Source organism: Tateyamaria armeniaca (assembly GCF_045797845.1).
Taxonomy (GTDB): domain Bacteria; phylum Pseudomonadota; class Alphaproteobacteria; order Rhodobacterales; family Rhodobacteraceae; genus Tateyamaria; species Tateyamaria armeniaca.
In genome coordinates this window covers 1,716,655-1,736,302 of record NZ_JBHDIY010000002.1, presented here as the reverse complement: position 1 = coordinate 1,736,302, position 19,648 = coordinate 1,716,655, and the positions used below count along the sequence as shown (strand labels likewise).

Annotated in this window: 23 protein-coding genes; 9 read left to right on the top strand and 14 right to left on the bottom strand. The window is 58.4% G+C overall.

Annotated features, from left to right (window positions below; genetic code table 11):
- Window positions 1-58: 58 nt before the first annotated feature.
- Window positions 59-2,353, bottom strand: a complete 2,295-nt coding sequence (locus ACERZ8_RS08805; protein ID WP_407591853.1) for a DNA topoisomerase IV subunit A — start codon at window positions 2,351-2,353, stop codon at window positions 59-61.
- A gap of 232 nt (window positions 2,354-2,585) precedes the next feature.
- On the opposite strand from ACERZ8_RS08805, the gene ACERZ8_RS08800 reads away from it, so the two are divergent.
- From ACERZ8_RS08800 to ACERZ8_RS08785, 4 genes are all read left to right on the top strand, one after another.
- Window positions 2,586-3,206, top strand: coding sequence for an SH3 domain-containing protein (locus ACERZ8_RS08800; protein ID WP_407591852.1), 621 nt, complete (start codon window positions 2,586-2,588; stop codon window positions 3,204-3,206).
- Between the two features lie 71 nt (window positions 3,207-3,277).
- Entirely contained in the window at window positions 3,278-4,108 is an 831-nt protein-coding gene (locus tag ACERZ8_RS08795; RefSeq protein WP_407591851.1) for an SDR family NAD(P)-dependent oxidoreductase, read from the top strand.
- A 75-nt stretch (window positions 4,109-4,183) separates the two neighbouring features.
- Window positions 4,184-4,393 (top strand): twin transmembrane helix small protein, encoded by a 210-nt coding sequence (locus ACERZ8_RS08790; RefSeq protein ID WP_407591850.1) that lies wholly within the window; start codon window positions 4,184-4,186, stop codon window positions 4,391-4,393.
- A 3-nt stretch (window positions 4,394-4,396) separates the two neighbouring features.
- The gene (locus tag ACERZ8_RS08785; protein ID WP_407591849.1) at window positions 4,397-4,972 is read left to right on the top strand and encodes a cob(I)yrinic acid a,c-diamide adenosyltransferase; all 576 of its coding nucleotides are present in this window, start codon (window positions 4,397-4,399) and stop codon (window positions 4,970-4,972) included.
- 114 nt (window positions 4,973-5,086) lie between these two features.
- Here ACERZ8_RS08785 and ACERZ8_RS08780 read toward each other — a convergent pair whose 3' ends face one another.
- A complete protein-coding gene (locus ACERZ8_RS08780) occupies window positions 5,087-5,455 on the bottom strand; it encodes a VOC family protein (RefSeq protein ID WP_407591848.1) in 369 nt (122 codons plus the stop codon).
- A 186-nt stretch (window positions 5,456-5,641) separates the two neighbouring features.
- On the opposite strand from ACERZ8_RS08780, the gene ACERZ8_RS08775 reads away from it, so the two are divergent.
- On the top strand, window positions 5,642-6,400 hold the full coding sequence (locus tag ACERZ8_RS08775; protein WP_407591847.1) for an electron transfer flavoprotein subunit beta/FixA family protein: 759 nt from the start codon (window positions 5,642-5,644) through the stop codon (window positions 6,398-6,400).
- A complete protein-coding gene (locus tag ACERZ8_RS08770; protein ID WP_407591846.1) occupies window positions 6,400-7,326 on the top strand; it encodes an electron transfer flavoprotein subunit alpha/FixB family protein in 927 nt (308 codons plus the stop codon). Before ACERZ8_RS08775 ends, ACERZ8_RS08770 begins: the two co-directional genes overlap by 1 nt.
- A 59-nt stretch (window positions 7,327-7,385) precedes the next feature.
- Here the strand turns inward: ACERZ8_RS08770 and ACERZ8_RS08765 are convergent, their stop codons facing one another.
- The gene (locus tag ACERZ8_RS08765; RefSeq protein ID WP_407591845.1) at window positions 7,386-8,207 is read right to left on the bottom strand and encodes a DUF6473 family protein; all 822 of its coding nucleotides are present in this window, start codon (window positions 8,205-8,207) and stop codon (window positions 7,386-7,388) included.
- Between the two features lie 172 nt (window positions 8,208-8,379).
- Here ACERZ8_RS08765 and ACERZ8_RS08760 point away from each other — a divergent pair, with 172 nt between their 5' ends.
- The gene (locus tag ACERZ8_RS08760) at window positions 8,380-9,255 is read left to right on the top strand and encodes a 3-hydroxybutyryl-CoA dehydrogenase (RefSeq protein WP_407591844.1); all 876 of its coding nucleotides are present in this window, start codon (window positions 8,380-8,382) and stop codon (window positions 9,253-9,255) included.
- A 54-nt stretch (window positions 9,256-9,309) separates the two neighbouring features.
- Here the strand turns inward: ACERZ8_RS08760 and ACERZ8_RS08755 are convergent, their stop codons facing one another.
- From ACERZ8_RS08755 to ACERZ8_RS08720, 8 genes are all read right to left on the bottom strand, one after another.
- On the bottom strand, window positions 9,310-10,167 hold the full coding sequence (locus ACERZ8_RS08755; protein ID WP_407591843.1) for a lysophospholipid acyltransferase family protein: 858 nt from the start codon (window positions 10,165-10,167) through the stop codon (window positions 9,310-9,312).
- Between the two features lie 63 nt (window positions 10,168-10,230).
- Window positions 10,231-10,500, bottom strand: coding sequence for an HPr family phosphocarrier protein (locus ACERZ8_RS08750; RefSeq protein ID WP_407591842.1), 270 nt, complete (start codon window positions 10,498-10,500; stop codon window positions 10,231-10,233).
- A 3-nt stretch (window positions 10,501-10,503) separates the two neighbouring features.
- On the bottom strand, window positions 10,504-10,899 hold the full coding sequence (locus ACERZ8_RS08745) for a PTS sugar transporter subunit IIA (RefSeq protein ID WP_407591841.1): 396 nt from the start codon (window positions 10,897-10,899) through the stop codon (window positions 10,504-10,506).
- Window positions 10,900-10,902: 3 nt separating this feature from the next.
- Complete coding sequence (gene rapZ, locus ACERZ8_RS08740) at window positions 10,903-11,790, bottom strand: RNase adapter RapZ (protein WP_407591840.1); 888 nt, start codon at window positions 11,788-11,790, stop codon at window positions 10,903-10,905.
- Window positions 11,787-12,038, bottom strand: coding sequence for a hypothetical protein (locus tag ACERZ8_RS08735; RefSeq protein ID WP_407591839.1), 252 nt, complete (start codon window positions 12,036-12,038; stop codon window positions 11,787-11,789). The genes rapZ and ACERZ8_RS08735 overlap by 4 nt, the downstream gene beginning before the upstream one ends.
- Window positions 12,005-12,211: an HPr kinase/phosphorylase gene (locus ACERZ8_RS08730; RefSeq protein WP_407591838.1), complete on the bottom strand. Its 207-nt coding sequence runs from the start codon at window positions 12,209-12,211 to the stop codon at window positions 12,005-12,007. Before ACERZ8_RS08730 ends, ACERZ8_RS08735 begins: the two co-directional genes overlap by 34 nt.
- Before the next feature lie 6 nt (window positions 12,212-12,217).
- Window positions 12,218-13,906: a sensor N-terminal transmembrane domain-containing protein gene (locus ACERZ8_RS08725; RefSeq protein ID WP_407591837.1), complete on the bottom strand. Its 1,689-nt coding sequence runs from the start codon at window positions 13,904-13,906 to the stop codon at window positions 12,218-12,220.
- 45 nt (window positions 13,907-13,951) lie between these two features.
- Entirely contained in the window at window positions 13,952-14,653 is a 702-nt protein-coding gene (locus ACERZ8_RS08720) for a response regulator transcription factor (protein ID WP_407591836.1), read from the bottom strand.
- 344 nt (window positions 14,654-14,997) lie between these two features.
- Here ACERZ8_RS08720 and ACERZ8_RS08715 point away from each other — a divergent pair, with 344 nt between their 5' ends.
- Complete coding sequence (locus ACERZ8_RS08715; protein WP_407591835.1) at window positions 14,998-16,596, top strand: phosphoenolpyruvate carboxykinase; 1,599 nt, start codon at window positions 14,998-15,000, stop codon at window positions 16,594-16,596.
- Window positions 16,597-16,611: 15 nt separating this feature from the next.
- On the opposite strand, the gene ACERZ8_RS08710 is transcribed toward ACERZ8_RS08715, so the two are convergent.
- Together ACERZ8_RS08710 and ACERZ8_RS08705 are read right to left on the bottom strand one after the other, a co-directional pair.
- Window positions 16,612-17,322, bottom strand: a complete 711-nt coding sequence (locus ACERZ8_RS08710; protein WP_407591834.1) for a hypothetical protein — start codon at window positions 17,320-17,322, stop codon at window positions 16,612-16,614.
- Window positions 17,323-17,369: 47 nt separating this feature from the next.
- The gene (locus ACERZ8_RS08705) at window positions 17,370-18,461 is read right to left on the bottom strand and encodes a helix-turn-helix domain-containing protein (protein WP_407591833.1); all 1,092 of its coding nucleotides are present in this window, start codon (window positions 18,459-18,461) and stop codon (window positions 17,370-17,372) included.
- On the opposite strand from ACERZ8_RS08705, the gene ACERZ8_RS08700 reads away from it, so the two are divergent.
- On the top strand, window positions 18,438-18,797 hold the full coding sequence (locus ACERZ8_RS08700) for a helix-turn-helix domain-containing protein (protein ID WP_407591832.1): 360 nt from the start codon (window positions 18,438-18,440) through the stop codon (window positions 18,795-18,797). The genes ACERZ8_RS08705 and ACERZ8_RS08700 overlap by 24 nt on opposite strands.
- On the opposite strand, the gene ACERZ8_RS08695 is transcribed toward ACERZ8_RS08700, so the two are convergent.
- Window positions 18,794-19,561, bottom strand: coding sequence for a TSUP family transporter (locus ACERZ8_RS08695; protein WP_407591831.1), 768 nt, complete (start codon window positions 19,559-19,561; stop codon window positions 18,794-18,796). The genes ACERZ8_RS08700 and ACERZ8_RS08695 overlap by 4 nt on opposite strands.
- Between the last annotated feature and the right edge of the window lie 87 nt (window positions 19,562-19,648).

The window sequence follows — 19,648 nt, the reverse complement described above, 5'->3', positions numbered from 1 at the left end:
TGCCTCGTGTCCTGTTTCAGGTTCTGCCGATCAAGGCCCATGGGCCTGATGCGGGGTATCAATTAAATTTGTTGTCGCGTGGGAAGCCGCGCGGCGCCATGCGGCCCGTGCTGGCGCGTTTGCCATGCCATTCCGTCAGTTCTGTTTCAGTGCGTGTCCGGCCAGCGGGATCATTCCAACTCAGGCCTTCAGCGCGGGTAAAGGTCGTCGCATCGCTCAGCCCGCCATCCTTGTACTTTTGCAAGCGGACCCCTTTGCCACGTGCCATTTCGGGCAGTTCATCAAGACCGAACACCAGCACTTTGCGGTTCTCGCCGACCACGGCCACGCTGTCACCACTGACCGGTTTGCAGACGGCAACGCCGTTGTCGCCGCGCACATTCAGCACTTGTTTGCCGCTACGGGTCTGCGCGATCACCTCGTCTTCAGGCACGATGAACCCATCCCCGGCAGATGATGCGACCAGCAACTTGCGCCCTGGAACGTGGATCATGATGGCGTGGATTTGCGCCTCGTTCGGTAAGTCCACCATCAGGCGCAGCGGTTCACCCATACCGCGCCCGCCGGGCAGGTTTGAGGCTGACAGCGTGTAAAACCGCCCGTTTGACCCCACGACGACCAACCGATCCGTCGTTTCAGCATGGAAGATGAAACGCGGCCCGTCGCCATCCTTGAACTTCAATTCGCGGGTCAGATCGATATGGCCAGTCATCGCGCGGATCCAGCCCATCTGGCTGCACACCACGGTGATTGGTTCGCGGTCGATCATCGCCTCAAGGGGCACATCCTCGACTGTCCCTGCTTCGGCAAAGGTGGTGCGGCGTGCGCCCCCGTCCCAATCCTTGCCGAACTGTTTCTTGGTGGCCTTGAGCTGCGCGGAAATGGCGTCCCATTGCACATCTTCGCTTTCCAGCAAGTCCTCAAGACCGGCGCGTTCTTCCATGAGCGCGGATTGTTCGCGCAGCAACTCGACCTCTTCAAGACGGCGCAGGGACCGCAGGCGCATGTTCAGGATCGCCTCGGCCTGCACATCGCTCAACTCGCCCTCACCCGGTCCGGGGCCAACATAGTCAGCCTCGTTCATCGCGCGCGGGTGATCCTTGCTCCAATCCTCACGCATCAGTGCGGCCTTGGGGTCGTCGTCATAACGGATGATGTCGATCACGCGATCAAGGTTCAGAAAGGCGACGATCAGCCCTTCGAGCACCTCAAGGCGGTGGTCGATCTTTTCCATCCGATGCTGGCTGCGCCGGATCAGAACCTCGCGGCGGAAATCGAGGAAGGCGCGCAGCACTTCCTTCATCGAGCAGACCTTGGGGGTGACCCCGTCGATCAGCACGTTCAGGTTCAGCGAAAAGCGCACTTCGAGGTCCGAATTGCGATAGAGCATCCCCATCAGGACATCCGGGTCCACGTTCTTGGAGCGGGGCTCTAGGATCAGGCGGATGTCATCAGCGGACTCGTCGCGCACATCGCCCAGAATTGGGATTTTCTTGGTCTGGATCAGTTCCGCCAGCTTTTCGATCAGCTTGGATTTCTGGACCTGATAGGGGATTTCGGTGACCACGATCTGCCACTGACCGCGCCCGAGATCCTCGACCTCGTAGCGGCAGCGCAGGCGGAACCCACCCTTGCCGGTGCGGTAGGCCAGCGCGATCTGATCAGCGGGCTCAACGATGATCCCGCCAGTCGGAAAATCGGGCCCGGGCACATAGTTCAAAAGGGTGTCGTCGCGCGCATCCGGTGTCTTGATCAGATGCAGGCAGGCATCACACAGTTCCGCAATATTGTGCGGTGGAATGTTCGTGGCCATTCCCACAGCAATGCCGCTTGAACCGTTCGCCAACAGGTTCGGAAACTGCGCGGGCAGGACAGAGGGTTCTTCGAGTCGGCCATCGTAGTTGTCGCGAAAATCGACGGCGTTTTCGTCCAGTCCGTCCAGCATCGCCTCGGCCACGATGGTCATGCGCGCCTCGGTATACCGCGAGGCGGCGGGGTTATCGCCGTCAATGTTGCCAAAGTTCCCCTGCCCGTCGACCAGCGGGTAGCGGACGTTGAAATCCTGCGCGAGGCGCGCCATCGCGTCATAGATGGCCGCATCACCGTGGGGGTGGAAATCCCCCATCGTGTCGCCGCTGATCTTTGCAGATTTCAGGAATTTGCCTGTCGCATTCAACCTGAGACGGTGCATGGCGTAAATGATACGCCGGTGAACAGGTTTCAGCCCATCACGCGCATCCGGCAACGCGCGGTGCATAATCGTGGACAGCGCATAGGTCAGATACCGTTCGCCCAGTGCACGGCGCAGCGGTTCGGATAGGTCCATGTTGGGGGCGTCGGCCTGATCTGACATAAATGCTGTGTAGCGGGCGCTGGATAATCCGACAAGCAGTCACCCCGCCTTTTAGAAAAAATCGGGAACAGATCCGGGGCTGCGGAGTTGCGCTGACACAACAACAGCCGCCAATGGGGAAACTCTTCGGCTTTTTACCAGTGCTGAGAATCGGCGTGCCTGTTATGCAACCACCATGTCGTCGGTGAGCTGCTGGGACGGCATAAAAGTATGTTTTGGGGGATCGCAGACGATGATGCGTTTCATATTGATCAGTTTTGCCTTTCTTGCCTTCGTCTTTTACGAGATGAGCGGAGGGTCTGATTTCGACGCGGAGCAGTTGCGTCAATCGCGCATCGAAGTTGTACCTGCGGCAGAAGCCAATGAAGCTCAACCGACCCAAATCGCCCAAACGCCTCGGCCCGTCCCCGAAGATGTCACTCGCGTGTCGCTCAGCCTCACTTCGGTCAACGACGTGCTGCGCCCGACCAACCTGCGCACGCAACGTGCCAAGGTGACGCCCGAGGTGGAGACCGCCGAAACCGCGGTGAGCGAAGAAGAGCCAGTTATCATTCTACCAAGCCTGATCGTGGACCGGTCGGTCATCACGCCTGTCGATTTTGGCAAGAATGACGATGATGTTCAGCAGGTTGCTGTTGCGGCGGCGTCGGGTGATTTTGACGTTCGGTCCGTGTCAGGCAGCAGTGTCAACGTGCGCGGTGGCCCCGGAACCAACTACGGCGTGGTCAATCGCATGGTGCGCGGTGACAAGGTCGAAATCCTGCAAAACCCGGGCGATGGCTGGGTTCAATTGCGCCCGGTCGGCGGTGGCCCTGTGGGGTGGATGGCAGAATTCCTGCTCAGCGACGGCTAAGTGTCTGCGCGCCATTGTAACGCGCGGCACTTCGGGCCAAAGACTGCGAGCTGATATTTGCAAAGGCCCGCATGACACAAAAATCCATTCTCATCACGGGCTGTTCCTCGGGCATCGGGTATGCGTCAGCGATTGGTCTGCGCAACGCAGGCTGGCGCGTGTTTGCGGCGTGCAGAAAGACTGCGGATTGCGAACGGTTGCGCAGCGAGGGGTTCGAGAGCCCGCGCATCGACTATTCTGATACCGCAAGCATCGCATCGGGGCTTGCCGAAGTGCTTAACGCGACAGGCGGCACGCTCGACGCCCTTTTCAACAACGGCGCTTTTGGCACACCCGGCGCCGTCGAAGATGTTCCCACAGATGCGCTGCGCGCCATATTCGAGGCCAATTTCTTTGGTTGGCACGAGCTAACGCGCGCCGTCATTCCGGTGATGCGTGCGCAAGGGCACGGGCGGATTGTACAGTGTTCGTCGGTGCTTGGCTTTGTGACTCTACGGTGGCGGGGGGCTTATAACAGCACTAAATTCGCGCTTGAGGGGCTGACAGACACGTTGCGGATCGAAATGCGCGACACGCCGATTCACGTCATCCTGATCGAGCCGGGTCCAGTTACCAGCAAAATCCGCGCCAACTCGATCCCGCATTTTGAACGCTGGATCGATTGGGAGGCCTCGCCGCGCGCCGAACAATACCGCACCGGTCTGCGCAAGCGTCTCTATGAAGATCGCGGGCCGGACATGTTTGAACTGCCTGCCGACGCAGTGGTGAAAAAGCTGCGCCATGCAGTGGAATCCCCGCGTCCCCGCCCACGGTATTTCGTCACCACACCGACATACGCCATGGCAATGCTGCGCCGGACACTGCCGACACGGCTGCTCGATTGGGTCTTGTCACGCATTTGAGCGTGCAACATCTTCGCTTTTTCAGACCAGCCCGCTAAGTGGACGCTTGAAGGAAATAAAAAGGACGGACGGGACATGTCGCAGGACCCCTTTCTCATTCTGATCATACTCGCCTGCCTTGCGGTGGTCGTCGTCCTGATGCTGGGGCTTGGCGGATTTGCCAAAGGGTCCGGCTGGGCGCAGAAAAACTCGAACAAGCTGATGCAGTACCGCATCGCGGCACAGTTCGTAGCAGTGCTGCTGATCGTGGCATACGTGTTTTTTCGCCAGAGCGGGGGAGAGTGAGACATGGTCGTTCTGAACAAAATCTACACCAAGACCGGGGACGCCGGGGAAACGGCACTTGGCAACGGCGCGCGCGTGGCAAAGCACGCGATGCGGGTCACCGCCTATGGCACGTCGGACGAATTGAACTGTTTTGTCGGCGTGGCCCGGCTTGAGGCAACGGGCGATGTCGACACTGCCCTGAGCCGGATTCAGAATGATCTGTTCGATCTTGGCGCTGATCTGTGCCGCCCGGATATGGAGAAAGACGCAGAGGCAGAATATCCGCCCTTGCGCATGGCGGATGCGCAGGTGACGCGGCTTGAGGCAGAAATCGACGCCATGAACGATGTTCTTGAACCTTTGCGCAGCTTTATTCTGCCCGGTGGATCGGCGCTGTCGGCTCATCTGCATGTCTGCCGCACGGTCGCACGCCGCGCCGAACGGCTGAGTGTGGAGCTGGCAACGATGGAGGCGGTGAACCCGGCTGCGGTGAAGTACCTAAACCGGTTGAGCGACTGGTTCTTTGTTGCCGCGCGCATCGCGAACAACGGCGGCAAGGATGATGTTTTGTGGGTTCCGGGTGCGAACCGCGATTAGCGGCAAACCCTCCGGGGAAGGGTTTGGCACCCGGAAGGGCAAAGCCCCGGGGTCTGCAATCTAACGCGGCGCGTCAAAGCGCGTATAACCTACACTCAAAACCCTCTTCTGACCTCACTCACCCGTCGCCGGTTCCCACAACTCAATTGGCGTCCCTTCGGGATCGGACAAATGCGCGAACTTGCCAATCCCAGGCATTTCGTCGAGCAGATTGACCTCGATACCCGCCGCCTCAAGCTGCGCAACCATCGCTGCCAGATCACGCACCCTGAAATTCAGCATGAACACCTTGTCCGCGCTGAAATAGGTGGTGTCCGCCGAAAATGGGGCAAACACCGTCGCGCCACCTTCTGCCATCCAGGGATTTTGATCCGCCGTCTTGGGCACCAGATCAATGCCCAAAGCGTCGCGATACCACTGCGCAAGGACCTCCGGTTGTTCAGACCGAAAGAAAAAGCCACCAAAACCTGTAACCTGTTCCATCTCTCTTCTCCTCCGGATCATCGTAACATGTTTCCTATTCGCGCGCAGTGGGGACAGAACGCGGCGTCTATTTGCCGTGACGCGACGATTTTGACCTGTTTCCGTGACTGCGGTTTAGGTAAACCGACCGGGACGAACCAACTCGTTCTGTGAAAGACGAGTCGTAATTTGAAGAGAGGAACGCTCATGAAGGTGCTTGTGCCCGTCAAACGCGTGATCGACTACAACGTGAAAGTGCGCGTGAAAGCGGACGGATCGGGTGTGGATCTCGCCAATGTGAAAATGTCGATGAACCCGTTCGACGAGATTGCGGTCGAACAGGCGATCCGACTGAAAGAAGCGGGTCAGGCCGAAGAGATCATCGCAGTCTCTGTCGGCGTCAAACAGGCGCAGGAAACCCTGCGCACGGCGCTGGCGATGGGTGCGGACCGCGCGATCCTCGTGATCGCAGCGGACGATGTGCACACGGATATCGAACCGCTGACAGTGGCCAAGATCCTCAAAGGGGTGATCGACGAAGAGCAGCCCGGCCTCGTGCTGTGCGGCAAGCAGGCGATCGACAACGACATGAATGCCACCGGCCAGATGCTGGCCGCGTTGATGGGTTGGAGCCAGGCAACCTTTGCCTCGGACGTCGAGATCGCAGGCGACAAGGCCAAGGTCACACGCGAAGTGGACGGCGGTTTGCAGACCATCGAAGTCACGATGCCAACCGTGATCACCGTCGATCTGCGCCTGAACGAGCCGCGCTATGCGTCGCTGCCCAACATCATGAAGGCCAAGAAAAAGCCGCTGGATGAAAAGACAGCCGCGGATTACGGCGTTGATGCCGCCCCGCGCCTCACAATCGTGAAAACGACCGAGCCCGAGGCGCGTGCCGCAGGGATCAAGGTGGGGTCTGTGGACGAACTCGTGGCGAAACTCAAAGAAGCGGGAGCAGTGTAATGGCAGTCCTTCTACTTGCAGAAATCAACGACGGCGAACTGGCGATGGACGCAACAGCCAAGGCTGTGACCGCCGCATCCGCTTTGGGTGACGTTGTGGTTCTGGCGGCCGGGGCAACCTGTGCATCCGCCGCCGCCGAAGCCGCGACCATCACCGGCGTGTCCAAAGTGCTGTGCGCCGAAGATGCACTTTACGGCAAACGCCTCGCAGAACCCGTGGCCGACCTGATCGTGTCGCTTGCCGGTGATTACGAACACATCGTGGCCCCGGCGACGACAGACGCCAAGAACGTGATGCCCCGCGTGGCTGCACTGCTGGACGCGATGGTGATTTCGGACGCAACGGCTGTGATCGACGCCAACACGTTCGAGCGGCCCATCTATGCGGGCAACGCAATCCAGACTGTGCAATCGGGTGACGGCAAGAAAGTCATCACGTTCCGCACATCGACGTTTGATGCCGCCGAAACCGGTGGGTCAGCGTCAGTGGAAAATATCGGCGCTGCGGGCGATCCCGGGCTGTCGTCCTGGGTCGAAGACAAGGTCGCGGCCAGCGACCGCCCCGAACTGACATCGGCCGGTGTGGTTGTGTCTGGCGGGCGCGGTGTCGGTTCCGAAGACGACTTTGCCCTGATCGAGAAACTGGCGGACAAGCTCGGTGCCGCCGTCGGCGCATCGCGCGCTGCCGTCGATTCCGGCTATGCACCAAACGACTGGCAAGTCGGTCAAACTGGCAAGGTGGTTGCCCCCGATCTGTACGTCGCGGTCGGGATTTCCGGCGCGATCCAACACCTTGCCGGCATGAAAGACAGCAAGGTCATTGTCGCGATCAACAAGGACGAGGAAGCGCCGATTTTCCAGGTTGCGGATTACGGTCTGGTGGCTGACCTGTTCACGGCTGTGCCCGAAATGATCGAAAAGCTGTAAGCGGCGCCATACGAGATGTGAAAGGTCCGTCGCTTTCCATCGGCGGACCTTTTCGTTTCTCAGGCCATTTGTTTCAGAACCGGCGCAAGCCCGGCGGCAATTTCATTGTGCATGATCGGGCCAAGCATCTTGGAGGCCGCAGGCACGTCCATCTCGGACAAAACCATACCATCGGTGCCCGCCGCCTTCGCCTCATCCGAGGCGACAACCTCGACATATTGGGTGGCCATCGGAATGACTTCCTCCAGCATCGCGCGGCTGACAAAGGCCAGTTCGGCGTCCACGTCATTCTCGGCCTCTTCAGGCGCCTTGTCACTTGCCCAAAGCAGCACCGATTTGCCCGGTATCTGGCTGAGGACAAGACGCATGCGTGCAACCCATGCTGTGCGCAATTCGTCGGCAACCGGTTCAAACCGTTCGGGCGATACAGTCATCAACCTTTGCAGCATGTGGTTGGTGAAATTGAATTCGGCAAAGTCCACGTCGCGATAGATCGCGCGCAACAAGGCAGATGCGTCGACGAAACGGTCGTTTCGGCGCGGATGCACGCGGTAGAACCGGTTCGACATGTTGCGCGGGCTGGTGATCTGGATCACCGTCGCCGCCGCTTTGCTCGTCACCTCACGCAGGAACGGATCCGTGGCAAAGACATCGACGCCGCCATTCACGCTGCCAAAGTTGACGCAGGTGACCCCCAGCTCTTCCTCCAGTACATCCGGAAACGGCGTCTGGATGAACTTGCCATAGGTTGTTGTACCGCCAAAGAATGCGATGAACGGGTTGTTCAGCGACCTGCGGGGGCCCCTGAATAACACTCTGGAATTGCCGTACCTGCACGGCAAGTAATCGAGTCCCCCCGGACTCAACGCTTCGTAACTCATGAAACCCACTCTCAATATGTTCCCATCAGCACATTCGCATGTCGGGCTTGCCAATTCCCTAACGGAACATGACGATTTTGGGGCAATGGTAACCTTTGGTCTTCGCTGACGCCTGCCCTTGCCCCCGCCCGCTGGCTGCCCCTATGGTGCGGCGTCGAGCAGAGGGGCGATCATGGACATCAAAACCGTTGGAATCGTGGGCGCAGGTCAAATGGGCAACGGTATTGCGCATGTGATGTCGCTGGCAGGCTATAACGTGCTGCTGAATGATGTTTCTGAAGAAACCCTTAAGTCGGCCATAGACACGATTGACCGCAATCTTGAACGCCAGGTCAGCCGCGAAAAGATTACGGCGGACGAAAAGGCCGCCGCGATGGCGCGAATCAAGACAACCGGTGCGCTGCCCGAACTTGGCCAGAGCGATCTGGTGATCGAGGCGGCGACAGAGCGCGAGACAGTCAAGCAAGCCATTTTCGAAGACCTGCTGCCACATCTGAAATCCAACACGATCCTGACGTCGAACACGTCCTCCATTTCCATCACGCGGCTGGCCAGCCGGACGGACCGGCCCGAAAAATTCATGGGCTTTCATTTCATGAACCCGGTGCCGGTCATGCAGTTGGTGGAACTCATCCGGGGCATTGCAACGGACGGCGAAACCTTTGATGCCTGCAAGGCCGTGGTCGACAAACTGGGCAAAACTGCCGCCACGGCCGAGGATTTTCCCGCCTTCATCGTGAACCGGATTCTGATGCCGATGATCAACGAGGCGGTCTACACGCTCTATGAAGGGGTCGGATCAGTCTCGTCCATCGATTCATCCCTGAAGCTGGGCGCGAACCATCCCATGGGCCCGCTTGAACTGGCCGATTTCATCGGGCTGGACACCTGTCTTGCGATCATGAACGTGTTGCACGACGGGTTGGCGGATACCAAGTACCGCCCCTGCCCCTTGCTGACCAAATATGTCGAGGCTGGATGGCTGGGGCGCAAAACCCAGCGCGGTTTCTATGACTATCGTGGGGACACGCCCGTACCTACGCGTTAGGCACCTTGTGCGGTGACAACCCCATGTGCCGATCGTCGCAACATACCCAAGGGATTAGTTTTCAAGCGCCAATGTATGTTCACGCAACCAGGCCATGAAACCGCGCGGATCGTCTTTCCACTTTTCGACGTCTTCCTGTGGAAGCGGGTGTCCGACAATTGGACCTTGGGGTTTATTGCAAGAGTGTACGATTTCGTGCAGCAAAAGGCCCTGACGCAGCATCGGCGACACCTGATTGGCAATCTGGTAAGCGCGGCTGTTCTGGCCCAAAAACTTCATCGGCACGACCGTGGCACCGGAACGACGGATAAGCTGTGCGGTAAAGACCGCCCACTCGCCCTCGACCGCATCCCCCCACCACGTTTCAGATGCGGCAACACCGCCCGAGGGGAACAGGGCCACAACACCACCTTCTTTCAAGTGCGCCATGGCCTTGGCGCGCATTTCGACGCCTTTGCGCTGGGCATCCTTGTCATGGGGAAACGGCACCGGGATCATGTAGCTGCCGGCCACCTCATCAATGGCTGTCAGCAAAGAGCGGGTGAGGATGCGATAATCGGGGCGCACGCGCCCGATCAGATCGGCGAACATCATACCATCGACCATCCCATGCGGGTGGTTGGCCACGACGATCACCGGCCCATCTTTCGGAATGCGATCAAGCTGTTCGCGGGGCGTGGTCAGTTCGATCCCCATTACGTCCAGTGCAGCGCGCCAAAACGCCTGACCTGACGGCGCGCCCTGACGCTCGAATTTGCGGATCAGGCGCAGAATGGTCAGCTTTCCGGTGAACGCCTCCATCACGCGGATAAAGGCAGCCTTCCACGGGTCTTCGAAGGTGGACGCGTATGACAGACTGCGCCTGTCATATTTGGCAAAGCTGACCGTCTCCGGTTCTACCGCTTTTCCCATACTTTGCGTGCTATCGACCAAGGTTTGCCACCTCTCATGACCTGCCAATCTCGACGGACCGGCTCAGGCCTCCTCCCCGAACTTATCCGCCACCAGGGCGGTAAGGGCCTCCGCCAATGCGTCCGCATCGGGACCGGAGGTCTCAATGTCAATAAAACTTCCGATCGGCGCTGCCAACATCAAAAGCCCCATAATGCTGTCGCCTGATGCAGACATGCCATCTTTGCTGACGGTGGCGCGTGCGTCAAATGCCTCGACAACCTCGACCAGTTTGGCAGAGGCGCGCGCGTGCAGGCCCTTGATATTAATGATTTCCAGCTTCGTTTGCGTCATGGATTATGTGTCTGCACTTATATTCTGACTGTCTATGTACTTTTTGCCAGCATCCAACGCCAAACGCACGGCATCCGTCACGTCCAGTTGGCGGCTTTTGGCGAGTTTGATGAGCATGGGCAAGTTCGCGCCGTAAAGGATGCGACGGTTCTGGGGGCGACAGGCCAGCAGGCTCAGGTTGGAAGGGGATCCGCCGAACAGGTCGGTCACCACCACAACACCGCCGCCAGAGTCGACTGCATCTGCGGCCTCGCAGATTTCCAGTTCCTTGTCTGCACGGTTGTGATCAGGCTCAATCGCAATAGCGCGCATGCCGGGCTGACGGCCAACGACATGTTCGATCGCACGTAGATATTCGCCTGCAAGCCCTCCGTGGGCCACGATCACGATACCGATCAAGCTTTAAGCCTCTTTTCGTTTGTGGCGATCCAGTTCGCGGTGGCGAATAGACACCTGCCAGCCCGCGTCTGCAAGGGCCGCGCCCAAGGTTTCGGCCATTGCGACGGAACGATGTTGTCCCCCCGTGCATCCCAGCGCGACAGAAAGGTGCGATTTCCCTTCGGCCAGATAGGCGGGCAACAGCCAGAACATCATATCGGCAAGCTTTGTTTCGAATTCCTTCGCGCGTGGGTCAGTGCGGATATAGTCACGCACCGCAGTGTCCTGCCCGGTGCTGGCGCGCAAGGACGGCTCCCAAAACGGGTTTCTCAGGAACCGGCAGTCAAACACCATATCGACCGCGCGCGGCAAACCGCGTTTGTAGCTGAAGCTTTGGACTGACACGGCCAATTGACTGTGATCGCCCTTTGAAAACCAATGCTCAACCTCCGCACGCAGCTGGTGAACATTCAGATCGGAGGTGTCGATCAGAATATCAGCGCAGGATTTCAGCGGGGCAAGCAGTTCAAGCTCGCGCTGAATGCCCGCCTCGACACGGTCCGCTTCGGCCAGTGGATGGCGACGGCGGGTTTCGGAAAACCGGTTCAGCAGCACATCGGTGCGACAATCAAGGTACAAAAGTTCCGGCACCAATCCTTGCACGGCCGAGATGCGACCAAGCGTATCCATCACCGATGCCACCGAAAAATCCCGGTTTCGTGGATCAATTCCGAGGGCGACAGGTTTGTCCGGGATCGGGTTTTCAAGAAGCGCGGGGATCAGCCGCAGCGGCATGTTGTCGATTGCCTCGTATCCCAGATCTTCCAAGGCGCGGATCGCACTTGCCCGCCCGGCACCCGCTGGTCCGGTGACCAGCACCAATCGTCGCACATCTGGGGTGGCTGTTGTCATTGTGGCTCTGATCGCCCCCGCTTGAGGTATTGCAATATCGCGGCGGGCCAAGCCTCCGTACCAGCGTTGTGCAGGCAAGGTAGGGTTAAACCAAGGAGCGTCACCACATGTGGCTGCGGCAGACGGTCGCGCTCGGTCTGATCCAGGTCAATAACGACTTCAATCGCGGCTTCGATTGTGTCGGCGTGCAACAGACCTACGCCGCGCGCTTCGATCAACCCCTGATCGGTGCAGGTGCCGCGGCCCATATTGCGTTGTCTTTGCGGATGAGTTCGGTTTGGTCATCCGAAACCAAGGTGCATCCCAGCGCCATTAATTGCAGCGCCAATGAGGATTTCCCACGTCCAGAGGCTCCGGTGATCAGTACACCCTTGCCTTCAAAGGCGACGGACGTGGCATGAAGGCGCGTTTGCTCGGCCATCGCCGATCAGACCGGCAAACCCACGACAAAGCGCGCGCCGAGTGGTTCGGACGTGATATCGGCATCCGTGGGCCGGATGTTTTCAGCCCAGATGACACCGCCATGCGCTTCGACAATCTGCTTTGAGATCGCAAGGCCAAGGCCGGAGTTGTTGCCAAAGTGCTCGTCCGGGCGCTGCGAGTAGAACCGTTTGAAGATCTTTGTAAGCGCCTGGTCCGGGATACCGGGGCCTGTGTCTTCGACGACCACCAGCACCCGGTTTTCGCGCTTGCGTGCCCAGATGCGGATCGCATCGCCGTCTTCGCAGAACGAAATGGCGTTGGTGATCAGATTGACAAACACCTGTGCCAGCCGGGCCTCCAGACCCTGCACTTCTATCGGGTTCGCGGGCAGGTCAGAGATGAATTCGATGCCCTTGCTGCGCGCATCCTCGCCCAGATAGTCGGAAAGATTGCCGAGCATATGCAAGAGGTTGAACGGCTCTTCCTCTTCCTTGACCAGTTCGCTGTCCAGACGCGAGGCGTTGGAAATATCACTGACGAGGCGGTCCAGCCTGCGCACATCATGGTCGATCACGTCCAGCAGTTTTTCGCGCTGATCATCGCGCTTGACCATCCGCAACGTCCCGACGGCCGAGCGCAGAGAGGCGAGCGGGTTCTTGATTTCGTGGGCAACATCAGCGGCGAATTGTTCGTTGCCATCAATCCGGTTGTAAAGGGCGGCGATCATGCCGCGCAGTGCGCCGGACAGGCGCCCGATTTCATCCGGACGCGCCGTGAGGTCAGGAATGCGAATGCGCCCCGGATTGACCTTGCGGGCGTTCTTGTCGCGGCCAAGTTCGGCTGCCGTGGCAAGGTCCGACAGCGGATTGGCGATGGTCGAGGCCAGAACGAGGCTGAGACCGATGGACACAAGTGTTGCAATGACGAACATCTGCAGCACGCGTTCACGCTCGCTGCGCACCATCGCGTCAATTTCGCCTGACGCGCTGGTCAACGCAACCACACCGACCGCCGATCCACCCTGCTCAATCGGGGTGACCACGCTGAACAATGCGCCACCTGCGCCGTCCAGTGCTTCGCTCACCTGGGTTTCGCCGCTGATGGAACGCGCAACAAGCGGTCGCAATTGTTCTTCTATCGCCGGAGGGGCGGTTGGTTCGGATGCGAAAGGCCCGGATATTGCGTTCCACAGCCAGCTCAGACCGTCTGTCAGCAGCGCGAGGTCTTCGCCCGAAGCGCTCTCTGGCTGAAGCGGGGCCAGCGTACCCTGGTTCTTGGCAATCAACATATTTGCCGTGTCGAAAACGAACACCTCGTGGCCACGGCGCAGATCGAGCGCCGCCAGCGTGGCATCCACATCTACGCCATCGCCGGTCGCCAGATTCACTGGCGCGCCTGCAGGTAATTGCGCTTCGACCACGTCAGCGACCAGTTCCGCCTGCGCCACCAGGGCCGAAATGCGCTGCACAGCAAGGCTGTCACGGGTCGAGTTCAGATACAGAATGCCAGCAACAAGGACGTTCAGAGCAATCAGGTTGAACGTGATGATCTTGCGCGCCAAAGGCGAGCCGCGCAGCGATATGATGCTGCGCCGCGCGCGATCGTCGCGGAGTTCGGACGAGGTTGCGGTATCAGGCGCAACCCAGTCTTCCCCAAGCACGACGTCCCCGTCATGCGATGGTGGGGTTCTCATGTCTCGCACGAATGTCCCCTCGGCCAGTGCCAGTTTTGGCGGCTTTTATTCTTCGTTGTAACGATAGCCAATGCCATAGAGCGTCTCAATCGCGGAAAAATCATCGTCCGCACTGCGCATCTTCTTGCGCAAACGCTTGATGTGGCTGTCGATCGTGCGGTCATCCACATAGACCTGATCGTCATAGGCCACATCCATCAACTGATCGCGTGACTTGACGAAACCAGGGCGCTGCGCGAGCGCCTGCAACAGAAGGAATTCCGTCACTGTCAACGAGACGTCCTTGCCTTTCCAGGCCACTGCGTGACGCAGCGGATCCATCCGTAAATCACCCCGCTCCATGACTTTGGTTTCTTCGGTGTCGCCGACGATATCACCTGCCACCGCATCCTGACGGCGCAGAAGCGCGCGGATGCGTTCCACCAAAAGACGCTGTGAAAACGGCTTTTTCACATAGTCATCCGCACCCATGCGAAGGCCCAGAACCTCGTCGATCTCATCATCCTTGGAGGTCAGAAAGATCACGGGCATGGTGGTTTTCTGGCGCAGACGCTGCAACAGATCCATGCCATCCATGCGCGGCATCTTGATGTCCAGCACCGCCATATCCGGCAGGCGCTTGTTGAAGGCATCCAGTGCGGCCTGCCCGTCATTATAAGTCTCTACTTCAAACCCTTCGGCTTCAAGCGTCATGGACACAGACGTCAGGATGTTCCTGTCGTCGTCCACCAATGCAATCTTTGACATTGCCCGTTTCCTTGTGCTGCTCGTTTTTTATATGTTTTCCGCCATTGTTCCGGTTTTGGCCTTCGAATCAATCAATAAGTGCGAGATCACATGCCGAATGCCCCCTCACTGTCGCCAGAAAATGGTTAGGAATGGCTAAATTGCCGCACATTCCCGCTGATGGCCGCGGTGAACGGAGGATTGTTTGCGCAACCTTGCCGCATGATGGCGCTAACGCGTTCAGCTTGGCTGTTCACCTTTGGAATCCGCATGTTATGACCCAACAAAGCGTGCAACGTCGTTGTGCAGGGCCCTTGGCCACCCTCTGACCAGAAACGCCACAGTGCGGCATCAGGAGCAATCACATGACATTTGGACGGGTTAACCCGAACTTCCGCCTCGACGATCAAGGACTGACCGGGCTGGGCAATGTCTATTACAATCTGATCGAACCCGCGCTGATCGAATGTGCGCTTGCACGGGGCGAAGGCACATTGGGCAAAGGCGGCACATTTCTGGTGACCACCGGCAAGTTTACGGGCCGCTCTCCCAAAGACAAACATGTGGTCAACACACCCAGCGTCGCGGACAACATATGGTGGGAGAACAACGCCTCCATGTCGCCCGAGGGGTTTGATGCGCTGTATGAGGACATGCAGGCCCACATGGCCGGGCGCGACTATTTCGTACAGGACCTTGTTGGCGGGGCGGACCCGTCTTACGCGATCAATGTGCGGATGGTCACGGAGATGGCGTGGCACGGCCTGTTCATCCGGCACCTGCTGCGCCGCCCGGACGCCGAAGACATCGCGGACTTCGTCGCGGATTTCACAGTCATCAACTGCCCTTCGTTTCAGGCCGACCCCGCGCGGCACGACTGTCGTTCGGAAACCGTGATCGCGATGAACTTTGACCGCAAGCTGATCCTTATCGGTGGCACTGAATATGCGGGTGAAAACAAGAAGTCCGTGTTCACACTACTGAATTATCTGCTGCCCGAGCGCGGCGTGATGCCGATGCACTGCTCGGCCAACCATGCCCACGGCAACCCGGTCGACACCGCCGTATTCTTTGGGCTGTCAGGCACGGGCAAGACGACCCTGTCCGCGGATCCGGGCCGCACATTGATCGGGGATGACGAACATGGCTGGTCTGATCGCGGCACCTTCAACTTCGAAGGCGGGTGCTATGCCAAGACCATCAACCTGAGCCGCGAGGCCGAGCCCGAGATTTACGCAACGACCGAGAAATTCGGCACGGTGATCGAAAACATGGTCTTTGATCCGGACACCAAAGAGCTTGATTTCGACGACGACAGCCTGACGGCGAACATGCGCTGCGCCTACCCGCTGCACTATATCTCGAACGCGTCTGCATCTGCGCTTGGGGGTCATCCCAAGAACATCATCATGCTGACCTGCGACGCCTTTGGGGTGCTGCCGCCGATTGCGCGTCTGTCCCCAGCGCAGGCGATGTATCACTTTTTGTCAGGCTTTACGGCCAAGGTGGCGGGCACGGAACGGGGTGTGACGGAACCTCAGCCGACATTCTCGACCTGCTTTGGCGCGCCTTTCATGCCGCGCCGTCCCGAAGAGTATGGCAAACTGCTGCAGGACAAGATTGCCAAACACGGCGCGTCCTGCTGGTTGGTAAACACCGGATGGACGGGCGGCGCCTATGGCACGGGCAGCCGGATGCCGATCCGAGCCACGCGCGCCCTTCTCACCGCGGCTCTTGACGGCACCCTTGCGGCCGGAGAATTCCGCAAGGATCCCAACTTTGGGTTCGATGTGCCGGTGTCCGTGCCGGGCGTTGCAGATATTCTGCTCGATCCCAGACGGACCTGGGACAATGGTGCGGCCTACGATCGGCAGGCCACAAAGCTGGTCGACATGTTCTCGAGCAACTTTGAACAGTACCTGCCCCACATCGACGATGACGTGAAAGCGGCGGCTATCGGATAGCCACCGATCGTGTCGTTACGCGGCAGTGGCGATGTGTTCTGGACAGGGCAGGTCGAGCGCGTAGTGCAGGTCCTCGCTTGACATGTATCCCATGGTGCCTTCGAACGTATCGCCCGTTCCCTCAAGGACGTACTTGATGGCATTGGGTTCGTTGTGCATGAACCCGAACCGCGCAGAGAACCCTTTGTACGCAAGGCTCTTGGCGATAAAACCAAAGGTATAGTCCGGACGCCAGTGATCCAGCGCCGTCAAAAACGCGTGTTTGCCCAAAACCGGAGACAGCAGCGCACCCCGGCGCGGCGATCCGCCAACCCAGAATTCACCATGATACACGATTGTGCCCTTCATCCGCGTGGCACCCGGCCCGGCACGATAGACGGTCCGGCCATAATCGATGTCCATGCCCGATGGTTCAAATTCGCGCAGGTTGCGGCTTAGATAATCCGCGAGGCTGAGGTGCAGTGTGGGCAGTGTCTTCATCGCCTGAGTGTGTACGATGTCGCCCGTTTCGTTGCGTCCGATCATCCACAACGCATTCTGCTCGGTCAGCTCGAACTTCGTTGGTTCAAACGGTGCGCCAAGGGCATGATCCGGCCGCGCCGACGCCAGCAAATCGCGGTATTCTTCAAAATCGGAACCACTGGTTATGGTCACGCCCATGCTCTGCAGCTCGTTGTGACTGGCCGCATACAGAAAGTGGGCCTTAGAATTGTATTGGAACGTCATGGTTAATCTCCGTGGCAACCTACAGAGATAACTATAAATCAGAATTTCTATTTGTAGTCGAATTTTGGGATAATTGAGACTTCTTTCATGATAACGTCCTGCGGCATCCGTGGCGCGGTGTCGGGATCCATTCCAATGATTTCAACATCATGGTGGCGATCGACAACCGATATCAGGGCGAATGTGCCATCAGGAAAGCGCCCCGGAAGCAGTAAACGCTGGTAGTAAATAGGCAGATACGGCCCATCCGGTTCGCGTTTGAGCTGGGTGTAAATGTGGTCCAGTCTGGTGTTCTGGTGGGTTGCAGCGTCTTCGAACGGAGAGATCATCAGATGCGCAAAGTCGTCTCCGCCCGGCAGAACATTCATGTTTCGGCCAATGCTGGAGCGGGCAGCGACCCAGCCTGACCATGTCACATACGACGACTGATCGCCGATCTCGATACAAATCCAACCGTTTGGCGAATCACGATAAACCATGAAAAACGGCCTGACATCGCGCAGAATTTTCCCCTCAAGCTGCCCATCCGAGAGCGCCCAGGCGCGAAACGCCTCTTTCAGCAAGGGGCGCTCCAACGACCACAAGTCGCTCATCGGGCGCTGCTGCATCCAGAATGACCGACCTTCGGGCAGTTCTGCATAGACATGTTCAAGGCCATTGCGGTGACTGATCTGACCCAAAAGCCAGGATCGTCCACGGGCCAACAGGTCCAACGCTTCGGGCAAGGCAAGGCGTCCAGCCTCAGTAAGGTGGTATTGTCGGCTTTCCAGTCTGAACAGCGCTTCGCCCTTTGCCGCCTCAAGCTGGGCAATATGCCGCCGAACGGTCTGGCGCGTACTGTTCAATTCAGCAACCGCGTGAGACAGGTTCAATGTTTCCGCCAACGTGGTGAATGAACGAATCATCTCGAACAGCAGCGGCTGGTTCAGCGTCGAGAAATTGTCTTTCGATTCAGTCATAAAACGCGATCTATGGGTGATTGATAATACGTTACGGTTAAACAAATCATACAATAATGCAACATTGACGTGTAGTATATGTACAAATCTAGTCAATTGAATGGAATTAACAGATCGCCGATCACTTTGGTTGAAACAACCAGAGGTAACCAGTTCATGTCCCATCCTGTCGATGTCCACGTTGGAAAACGCCTGAAACAAATCAGAACTCTGCGCCGTATGTCGCAGACAGATGTTGCCAAGCGTCTCGACCTGTCTTTCCAGCAAATTCAGAAATACGAAATCGGTTCAAACCGTATTGCAGCAAGCCGTCTGTTTGAGCTGTCGCGTATTCTGGACGTGCCGACCTCTTACTTCTTTGAAGGCATTGCCGATCCGGACGCAGCCGCCGAACGCGACAACAGCCTTGATATCGTGAACGCGCTTGCCGCCATCGAAGACGAAAAAATCAAGACACGCATCGTGACATTCATCGAAGATGTGTCTGGCCTGACCGTGGCGCGCCGCGCGTCCTAACCGACCAATGACCGCCGGATAAGGTTCATCCCCACGATCAGCAGCACAAGCAGTGTGGCTTTCTTGAAAACCGCCTGATCGATCCGGTCCAACACTTTCCCGCCCAGCCATTGGCCCAGAAGGGCCGGCGCGATCAGCGCAAGGCTGAGCGGAAGTGTTTCTGCCCGCAGCACCCCCGACCCGATATGCGCGCCCACAAGCGCGACAGCCCCCAGGCCGTAGATGACCCCCTGCGCGCGCATTTGTTCGGTCTTTTCTGTGTCCAGCGCCGTCAGATACAGCACGGTGGGCGGCCCCCAAATGCCCGAGATGCCGCCCAGGAACCCGGCAAACGCACCGATCCCGGCCTCAACATCCTTGCGTTGACGCGCCAGCGACAATCGCCATCCGATCAGTTGCATCACAGCGAACAGGGTGACCGGGATGCCGATCATTCCCAGCATGACACTGATCGGTAAAACACGCACCAGTTGCGCACTTGCAACCAGCACCACGCCCCCGACGACCAGGTAGACCCAGAAACGCTGCGCAGATGCCCATGCAGGCCCGATTCCCTGCCGCAACGCCTGCGTTCCGTTGGCCACCAGCGTCGGCAGGATCAATCCGGCCAGCGCAAGTTCGGGTTCCATGAACGTCGACAGCCCGGAAATGACCACCATCGGCATGGCAAATCCCACCACACCTTTGACCATTCCCCCCAGCACCGCGATACTGAGGGCAATCAACCACAGCTGCGGTGAAAGAAGGCTGAAAAACATATCCATTACGCCCTCTTACGCCTGTCTGCGCGGCTCTGCAAAAGAACTGCGCGAAAGAATAGAACAAATAGACGCACCCAGATGAATGTTTGT

Bases quoted from the DNA above. Each gene is read 5' to 3' on its own strand.
- ACERZ8_RS08805 (WP_407591853.1), bottom strand. From the start codon at position 2,353: ATGTCAGATCAGGCCGACGCCCCCAACATGGACCTATCCGAACCGCTG.
- ACERZ8_RS08800 (WP_407591852.1), top strand. From the start codon at position 2,586: ATGATGCGTTTCATATTGATCAGTTTTGCCTTTCTTGCCTTCGTCTTT.
- ACERZ8_RS08795 (WP_407591851.1), top strand. From the start codon at position 3,278: ATGACACAAAAATCCATTCTCATCACGGGCTGTTCCTCGGGCATCGGG.
- ACERZ8_RS08790 (WP_407591850.1), top strand. From the start codon at position 4,184: ATGTCGCAGGACCCCTTTCTCATTCTGATCATACTCGCCTGCCTTGCG.
- ACERZ8_RS08785 (WP_407591849.1), top strand. From the start codon at position 4,397: ATGGTCGTTCTGAACAAAATCTACACCAAGACCGGGGACGCCGGGGAA.
- ACERZ8_RS08780 (WP_407591848.1), bottom strand. From the start codon at position 5,455: ATGGAACAGGTTACAGGTTTTGGTGGCTTTTTCTTTCGGTCTGAACAA.
- ACERZ8_RS08775 (WP_407591847.1), top strand. From the start codon at position 5,642: ATGAAGGTGCTTGTGCCCGTCAAACGCGTGATCGACTACAACGTGAAA.
- ACERZ8_RS08770 (WP_407591846.1), top strand. From the start codon at position 6,400: ATGGCAGTCCTTCTACTTGCAGAAATCAACGACGGCGAACTGGCGATG.
- ACERZ8_RS08765 (WP_407591845.1), bottom strand. From the start codon at position 8,207: ATGAGTTACGAAGCGTTGAGTCCGGGGGGACTCGATTACTTGCCGTGC.
- ACERZ8_RS08760 (WP_407591844.1), top strand. From the start codon at position 8,380: ATGGACATCAAAACCGTTGGAATCGTGGGCGCAGGTCAAATGGGCAAC.
- ACERZ8_RS08755 (WP_407591843.1), bottom strand. From the start codon at position 10,167: ATGGGAAAAGCGGTAGAACCGGAGACGGTCAGCTTTGCCAAATATGAC.
- ACERZ8_RS08750 (WP_407591842.1), bottom strand. From the start codon at position 10,500: ATGACGCAAACGAAGCTGGAAATCATTAATATCAAGGGCCTGCACGCG.
- rapZ (WP_407591840.1), bottom strand. From the start codon at position 11,790: ATGACAACAGCCACCCCAGATGTGCGACGATTGGTGCTGGTCACCGGA.
- ACERZ8_RS08735 (WP_407591839.1), bottom strand. From the start codon at position 12,038: ATGGGCCGCGGCACCTGCACCGATCAGGGGTTGATCGAAGCGCGCGGC.
- ACERZ8_RS08730 (WP_407591838.1), bottom strand. From the start codon at position 12,211: ATGGCCGAGCAAACGCGCCTTCATGCCACGTCCGTCGCCTTTGAAGGC.
- ACERZ8_RS08725 (WP_407591837.1), bottom strand. From the start codon at position 13,906: ATGAGAACCCCACCATCGCATGACGGGGACGTCGTGCTTGGGGAAGAC.
- ACERZ8_RS08720 (WP_407591836.1), bottom strand. From the start codon at position 14,653: ATGTCAAAGATTGCATTGGTGGACGACGACAGGAACATCCTGACGTCT.
- ACERZ8_RS08715 (WP_407591835.1), top strand. From the start codon at position 14,998: ATGACATTTGGACGGGTTAACCCGAACTTCCGCCTCGACGATCAAGGA.
- ACERZ8_RS08710 (WP_407591834.1), bottom strand. From the start codon at position 17,322: ATGACGTTCCAATACAATTCTAAGGCCCACTTTCTGTATGCGGCCAGT.
- ACERZ8_RS08700 (WP_407591832.1), top strand. From the start codon at position 18,438: ATGTCCCATCCTGTCGATGTCCACGTTGGAAAACGCCTGAAACAAATC.
- ACERZ8_RS08695 (WP_407591831.1), bottom strand. From the start codon at position 19,561: ATGGATATGTTTTTCAGCCTTCTTTCACCGCAGCTGTGGTTGATTGCC.